The following is a 6,470-nucleotide window of genomic DNA, read 5'->3' on the forward strand; positions in this document are numbered from 1 at the left end:
CATCAGGGATGTGCTCAGCGTACTGGACCAACTACCGAAATAAGGATATCACTGTGATTCGGGTAGAACTGCCGGCGCTGATCGGGCGCCTTAACGACATTTCACGCCAGGCCCTGGAAGCCTCCGCCGCCCTGTGCATCAGCCGCCAGGGCGCCGAGATTACCCCGGCCCATTTGCTGTTCAAACTGCTGGAAACGCCGTTCTCTGACGTGCGCCAGATTCTGGAACACACCGGCATCAATCATCAGCAACTGCAGCCATTGGTGGGCGACAGCCTGAACGGCGAGCCGCAGACTGCCGAGCCTTATCCCTCGTTCTCGCCGTTGCTGGTGGAACTGATTCAGGACGCCTGGCTGTTGGCCTCCACCGAACTGGGTCACACCGAACTGCGTTCCGGCGCCGTGTTCCTGGCCCTGCTGCAGCCCGGCGACACGATCCTGGGCATGGACCTCAGCCACGGCGGTCACCTCACCCATGGCTCGCCGGTGAACGTGAGCGGCAAGTGGTTCAAGGCCGTGCACTACGGCGTGGACCCCGAAACCCAGCAGCTCAACTTCGACAGCGTGCGCCAGCTGGCGCTGCAGCACCGGCCCAAGCTGATCGTGTGCGGCTACTCGGCCTACCCCCGCAGCATCGACTTCCAGGCCTTCCGCGCCATCGCCGATGAGGTGGGCGCCTTCCTGCTCGCGGACATGGCCCACATCGCCGGCCTGGTGGCCGCCGGCGTGCACGCCAACCCCGTGCCCGTGTGCGATGTGGTCACCACCACCACCCACAAGACCCTGCGCGGTCCCCGCGGCGGCCTGATCCTCTGCCGCGATGCCGAGTTCGGCAAGCGCTTTGACAAGGCGGTGTTCCCCGGCAGCCAGGGCGGCCCGCTGGAGCACGTGATCGCCGCCAAGGCGGTGGCCTTCGGCGAAGCCCTGCTGCCTTCCTTCCGGGCCTACAGCGACCAGGTGGTGCGCAATGCCCAGGCCCTGGCGCAGCGCATCCAGGAGCGGGGCATCGCCGTGGTCAGCGGTGGCACCGACAACCACCTGGTGCTGCTGGATCTGCGCAGCATCGGCATGACCGGCAAGGTGGCGGATCTGCTGGTGAGCGACGTGCACATCACCGCCAACAAGAACACGGTGCCCTTCGATCCCGAGTCCCCCTTCGTCACCAGTGGTCTGCGCCTCGGCACCGCCGCCTGCACCACCCGCGGCTTTGATGCCGAGGCCTTTGCCGAGGTGGCCGACGTGATCGCCGACCGCCTGCTCAACCCCGAGGATGGGGCGATCGAGGAGCGCTGCCGGCAGCGCGTTGCGGGGCTCTGCGAGCGCTTCCCGCTCTACGCCCCCACCCGTGAGCTGCAGTCGGTCTGAGCCCCTCACCTGCCCGTAATGTGGCGGCCTACGCCCTGCCCCCAGGCGCCTGCGTCGGCCCGCTGTCGTGACTCTTGCCTACAGCCCCAACGCTGCAGCGCTGCTCACCTTTGCCGTGGCTGCCGTGCTCACCGCCCTGGTGGTGCCAGTGGTGCGGCGGCTCGGCCTGCGCTGGGGGCTGATCGACGCCCCCGACGCCCGCAAGCAGCACACCACCCCGATGGTGCGGCTGGGGGGGATCGGCATCGTGATCGCCTTCAGCCTGGCTCTCGCCCTCACCTGGCAGCTCGGTGGCTTCGCCCAGCTGGAGGCCAGCAAGGATGCCCTGATCTGGACCACCCTCGGCGGCTCGCTGTGCTTCTTCGTGATCGGCCTGGCGGACGATCTGTTCGCCCTGCCCCCCTTGCCGAGGCTGCTGGGCCAGCTGCTGGTGTCGACGGCGGTGTGGCTGGAGGGGGTGCGGATCGGCAGCATCGATCTGCCCTTCGGCTGGATGGGGGCACCCTCCGCCGTGCTGCAGCTGCCTGACTGGCTGAGCCTGCTGGCCACCCTGGTGTGGCTGGTGGGCATCACCAATGCGATCAACTGGCTCGATGGCCTCGATGGTCTGGCCGCCGGCGTGAGCGGCATCGCGGCTGTGGGTCTGCTCTCGGTGAGCTTCAGCCTGGATCAACCTGCCGCGGGCCTGCTGGCCGCGGCCCTGGCCGGCAGCTGCCTGGGCTTTCTGCGCCACAACTTCAACCCCGCCCGCATCTTCATGGGGGATGGCGGCTCCTACTTCCTGGGCTTTGCCCTGGCCGCGATCAGCATCGTGGGGCCGGCCAAGGGGCTCACCAGCGTCAGTCTGCTGCTGCCGCTGCTGATCCTCTCGCTGCCGGTGGCCGACATGTCAGCGGTGATCATGGGCCGCCTCCGGGAAGGCCACTCGCCCTTTTATCCCGATCGGCGCCACCTGCACCACCGCCTGCTGCGCACGGGCCTGAGCCACCGCCGCACGGTGCTGCTGATCTATGCCTTCACCCAGTGGCTGGCCTCCCTGGCCCTGGTGCTGGTGAATGCCGAGATGCGCTTCCTCTGGCTCGCCCTGGCCACGGCGGTGCTGATCTGGGTGCTGGTGAGCACCCGCCGCGCCCTGCAGCGCCAGGACAGGCCCGTGGCGCGGCTGCGATGACCTCCGACCTTTCCGGCAGCCCACAGCCGGGCAGCGCCGAGATCCTCTGCGTCGGCACCGAACTGCTGCTCGGCACGATCACCAATGGCAATGCCCGCTGGATCGCCGAACAGCTGGCCGTGCTCGGGGTGCCCCACCTGCGTCAGGAGGTGGTGGGGGACAACCGCGCGCGGCTGATCGCCGCCGTGCAGCAGGCCTCGCGCCGCTGCCGCCTGCTGATCACCACCGGCGGCCTCGGCCCCACCCCCGACGACCTCACCACTGAGGCCATTGCCGCGGCCTTCGCCACTCCCCTGCAGGAGCGGCCGGAGGTGTGGGCCGACATCACCGCGAAGGCCCGCAGCCGCGGCCGGGAGCTCTCGCCCAGCCTGCGCCGCCAGGCCCTGCTGCCGCAGGGCGCGGTGGTGCTCCCCAACCCCACCGGCACAGCGGCCGGAATGATCTGGAGCCCCCTGCCGGGCTTCACGCTGCTCACCTTCCCGGGGGTGCCGAGCGAGATGCGGGCCATGTGGCAGGCCACGGCGGCCCCCTGGCTGCGGCGGGAGGGTCTCTCCCAGGGGGTGTTCGCCAGTCGTCTGCTGCGCTTCTGGGGTGTGGCCGAATCGGCCCTCGCCGAGCAGGTGGGCGACCTGCTGGCGGGCAGCAACCCCACCGTGGCCCCCTACGCCGGCGCCGGCGAGGTGAAGCTGCGGATCACGGCCCGGGCGGCTTCGCCCGAGCAGGCCTCCACCCTGCTGGCGCCCGTGGAGGCGGAGATCCGCCGGCGCGCCGCCGAGGCCTGCTTCGGCGCCGACGACGACAGCCTGGCCTCGGTGGTGCTGGCGGCCCTGCAGCAACGCGGCGAGAGCCTTGCCGTGGCGGAGAGCTGCACGGGGGGCGGCATCGGCGCCGCCCTGGCGGCGATCCCCGGTGCCTCCGCGGTGTTCCTCGGCGGGGTGATCGCGTACGCCAACGCGGTGAAGCAGGGGGTGCTGGGGGTGCCGGAGGAGTTGCTTGAGCGCCACGGGGCGGTGAGTGATCCGGTGGCGGCGGCGATGGCGGAGGGGGCCTGCAGGCTCACCGGAGCCCACTGGGGCGYSSCMGTGRGCKSSRKTGMSSSTSCRGGSSSCSKCMGCCMNCGMCNNGCCNCSWSSGGMTSRYKCACMKCSCCGTGGCGGGCCCCGATGGCACCCACAGCGCCGCGGTGCGCTTCGGCAGCAGCCGTGGCCGCGCCTGGATCCAGACCCTCAGCACCGGTGAGGCGCTCGATCGGCTGCGGCGGCGTTTGTCAGCCATCTGAACGATCTGCCTCCCTGCAGGGGACGACCCGCGTACCAGCGCCTGGATGAAGAGGAGGTCGAGCGGGATAACGAATCAATGTGACTAGGGATACCATCGGACTGCTAAGAACCGGTTAAGGCCTGTTCTCCCGACGACACCCGCATGCTCCATCTCGACGCCTCCACCTATGTGGGCAGGGGTCTGCACCGCGAATGCCACCGCCATCCAGAGGATCCGAGCCTCTGCGTCAAGGTGGACATCGGCGGCGACCCCCACGACAGCCGTCGGGAGCAGCGCTTCTACCGCCACCTGCAGCTCCGCGGCATCAGCTGGGATGCCGTGCCGCGCTGGAACGGCACGGTGCCCACCAACCTGGGAGAGGGGTCGTGTTTCGAACTCATTCAGGACACGCCGGGCGTGGTGGCGCACACGCTGCAGCATTACCTCGAGTCCAATGAGGCCTCAGGTCTTCACTGTCGTGGCCTGCGCGATGGGCTTCTGGCCCTGAGGCGCACCATGCTGAGCGACGGCATCGTGACCCTGGCCCTGCGCCCCAAGAATGTGGTGTGCCAGCGCCTGGGCCCCCAGGCATTCCGGCTCTACATCGTGGACAGCATCGGCAACACCGACTTCATCCCGATCGCCACCCACAGCGGCTGGTTCGCCCGCCGCAAAGTGGCCCGCAAGTGGGCGCGCTTCGAGCAGAGCCTCTTGGTGCGCTACGCGCAAAATCCTTTCCTGGCGCAACTTCTGGGCCGGCTGCCGCTGAGCATGGTGGTGACGAACGCGCTGCCGGATGCGGCGCTCGCTACCCAGAGGGTGGCCCCCTGACGGGCGCCATGAGGAGCGCCTTGGCGACCTTGACCTCCAGGTGGCATCCTGGGGCCTTTGAAGCACCGATGCGGCTGTCGCTGCTGCTGGCTGCCGCGTTGCTGACTGCGGTGCAGGGTCAGGCCAGGGCCTCTGCCACGGACTGGCAGCGCTACCGCGACTTCTACCTCGGCGAAGGCCGCCCCCAGCTGCTGCTCTTCTGCGACGTCTGGCGCGACGCCAACGCCCAGGGACACTCGCTCTGGGAGCCGGGGTTGGTGCGCCAGCTCAACGCTCCCCTGGCCCGGGATGGCATCACGGAGGTCCAGATCGATGCCATCACCGCCGGTCAGGTGGTGGCCATGAGCCAGGTCTGCCCCGGCATCCGCTGAACAGGGAACCCGCGCAAGGGCGGGCCCGCCCCCCAGGTGGGGGAAAGCCATTGACTACCCTGGCCCATTGCGCCTCAAGAGGGATCCGGTGAGCGCCGCCACGCTGTACGACAAGGTCTGGGACCTGCATCGGGTGGCCGAACTGCCCGGGGGGGCCACCCAGCTCTTCATCGGTCTGCACCTGATCCACGAGGTGACCAGCCCCCAGGCCTTCGCCGCGCTGCACGACCTGGGCCTGGCTGTGCGCCACCCCGAGCGCACGGTGGCCACGGTCGACCACATCGTGCCCACCACGTCCCAGGCGCGGCCCTTTGCCGATCCCCTCGCTGAAGCGATGCTCGCCACCCTGGAGCGCAACTGCGCCCAGCACGGCATCACCCTGCATGGCCTGGGCAGTGGCCGCCAGGGCATCGTGCATGTGATCGCCCCCGAGCTGGGCCTCACCCAGCCGGGCATGACCGTCGCCTGCGGCGACTCCCACACCTCCACCCACGGCGCCTTCGGGGCCATCGCCTTCGGCATCGGCACCAGCCAGGTGCGCGATGTGCTGGCCAGCCAGAGCCTGGCGATGGGCAAGCTCAAGGTGCGCCGCATCTGGGTGGACGGCCGTCTGCAGCCAGGCGTCTACGCCAAGGATCTGGTGCTGCACATCATCCGCAGCCTCGGGGTGAAGGGCGGTGTGGGTCACGCCTATGAATTCGCCGGTCCGGCCATCGCCGCCCTCTCGATGGAGGAGCGCATGACCCTCTGCAACATGGCGATCGAGGGCGGTGCGCGCTGTGGCTATGTCAATCCCGACGCCACCACCTTTGCCTACCTCAAGGGCCGCCCCTATGCCCCTGAGGGCGAGGCCTGGGAGCGGGCTGTGGCCTGGTGGAGCAGCCTGGCCAGCGGCCCGGAGGCGGTGTTTGACGACGAGGTGCGCTTCGATGCCGCCGCCATCGCCCCCACCGTGACCTGGGGCATCACGCCGGGCCAGGGCATCGGTGTGGACGAGGCGATTCCCACCCTGGAGCAGACCCCCGCCGATGAGCGCCCCCTCGCCGAGGAGGCCTACCGCTACATGGATCTGCTGCCCGGTGCCCCGATCGCCGGCACCCCGGTGGATGTGTGCTTCATCGGCAGCTGCACCAACGGCCGGCTCAGTGATCTGCAGGCGGCGGCCGCCGTGGCCCGCGGCCGCCGGGTGGCCCCCGGCCTCAAGGCCTTCGTGGTGCCGGGTTCCGAGCAGGTGGCGGCCGCCGCCGAAGCTGAGGGCCTTGACGCGCTGTTCACGGCCGCCGGCTTCGAATGGCGCGAGCCGGGCTGTTCGATGTGCCTGGCGATGAACCCCGACCGGCTCGAAGGCCGTCAGATCAGCGCCAGCTCCAGCAACCGCAACTTCAAGGGCCGCCAGGGCTCAGCCTCGGGCCGCACCCTGCTGATGAGCCCCGCCATGGTGGCCGCCGCCGCCGTGACCGGCCGGGTGTGCGA

The 6,470-nt window shown here is 69.9% G+C and carries 5 protein-coding genes and 2 pseudogenes; 6 read left to right on the plus strand and 1 reads right to left on the minus strand.

The window, feature by feature from the left end; translation table 11 throughout:
- Positions 1 to 101 precede the first annotated feature (101 nt).
- The gene (locus IQ216_RS10400) at positions 102 to 251 is read right to left on the minus strand and encodes a hypothetical protein (protein ID WP_193815416.1); all 150 of its coding nucleotides are present in this window, start codon (positions 249 to 251) and stop codon (positions 102 to 104) included.
- Between the two features lie 147 nt (positions 252 to 398).
- On the opposite strand from IQ216_RS10400, the pseudogene glyA reads away from it, so the two are divergent.
- The 6 genes and pseudogenes from glyA to leuC form a co-directional block, all read left to right on the plus strand.
- Positions 399 to 1,364, plus strand: a pseudogene (gene glyA, locus IQ216_RS10405) (serine hydroxymethyltransferase); the annotation flags it as partial.
- 67 nt (positions 1,365 to 1,431) lie between these two features.
- Entirely contained in the window at positions 1,432 to 2,535 is a 1,104-nt protein-coding gene (locus IQ216_RS10410) for an MraY family glycosyltransferase (RefSeq protein ID WP_193815417.1), read from the plus strand.
- A pseudogene (locus tag IQ216_RS10415) lies at positions 2,532 to 3,863 on the plus strand (competence/damage-inducible protein A). The gene IQ216_RS10410 and the pseudogene IQ216_RS10415 overlap by 4 nt, the downstream one beginning before the upstream one ends.
- 94 nt (positions 3,864 to 3,957) lie before the next feature.
- Positions 3,958 to 4,626 carry a YrbL family protein gene (locus tag IQ216_RS10420; RefSeq protein WP_193815418.1) on the plus strand — a complete coding sequence of 223 codons (669 nt, stop codon included), beginning with the start codon at positions 3,958 to 3,960 and terminating at the stop codon, positions 4,624 to 4,626.
- Positions 4,627 to 4,694: 68 nt separating this feature from the next.
- Positions 4,695 to 4,997, plus strand: a complete 303-nt coding sequence (locus IQ216_RS10425; RefSeq protein ID WP_193815419.1) for a hypothetical protein — start codon at positions 4,695 to 4,697, stop codon at positions 4,995 to 4,997.
- Positions 4,998 to 5,085: 88 nt separating this feature from the next.
- The coding region (gene leuC, locus IQ216_RS10430; RefSeq protein WP_193815420.1) for a 3-isopropylmalate dehydratase large subunit at positions 5,086 to 6,470 on the plus strand (1,385 nt) is incomplete at its 3' end.

It is taken from the genome of Cyanobium sp. LEGE 06143 (assembly GCF_015207535.1).
GTDB lineage: Bacteria > Cyanobacteriota > Cyanobacteriia > PCC-6307 > Cyanobiaceae > NIES-981.

What these genes read in the sequence shown, in the direction of transcription:
- IQ216_RS10420 (WP_193815418.1), top strand. Translation starts at nt 3,958, where the DNA reads ATGCTCCATCTCGACGCCTCCACCTATGTGGGCAGGGGTCTGCACCGC.
- IQ216_RS10425 (WP_193815419.1), top strand. Translation starts at nt 4,695, where the DNA reads ATGCGGCTGTCGCTGCTGCTGGCTGCCGCGTTGCTGACTGCGGTGCAG.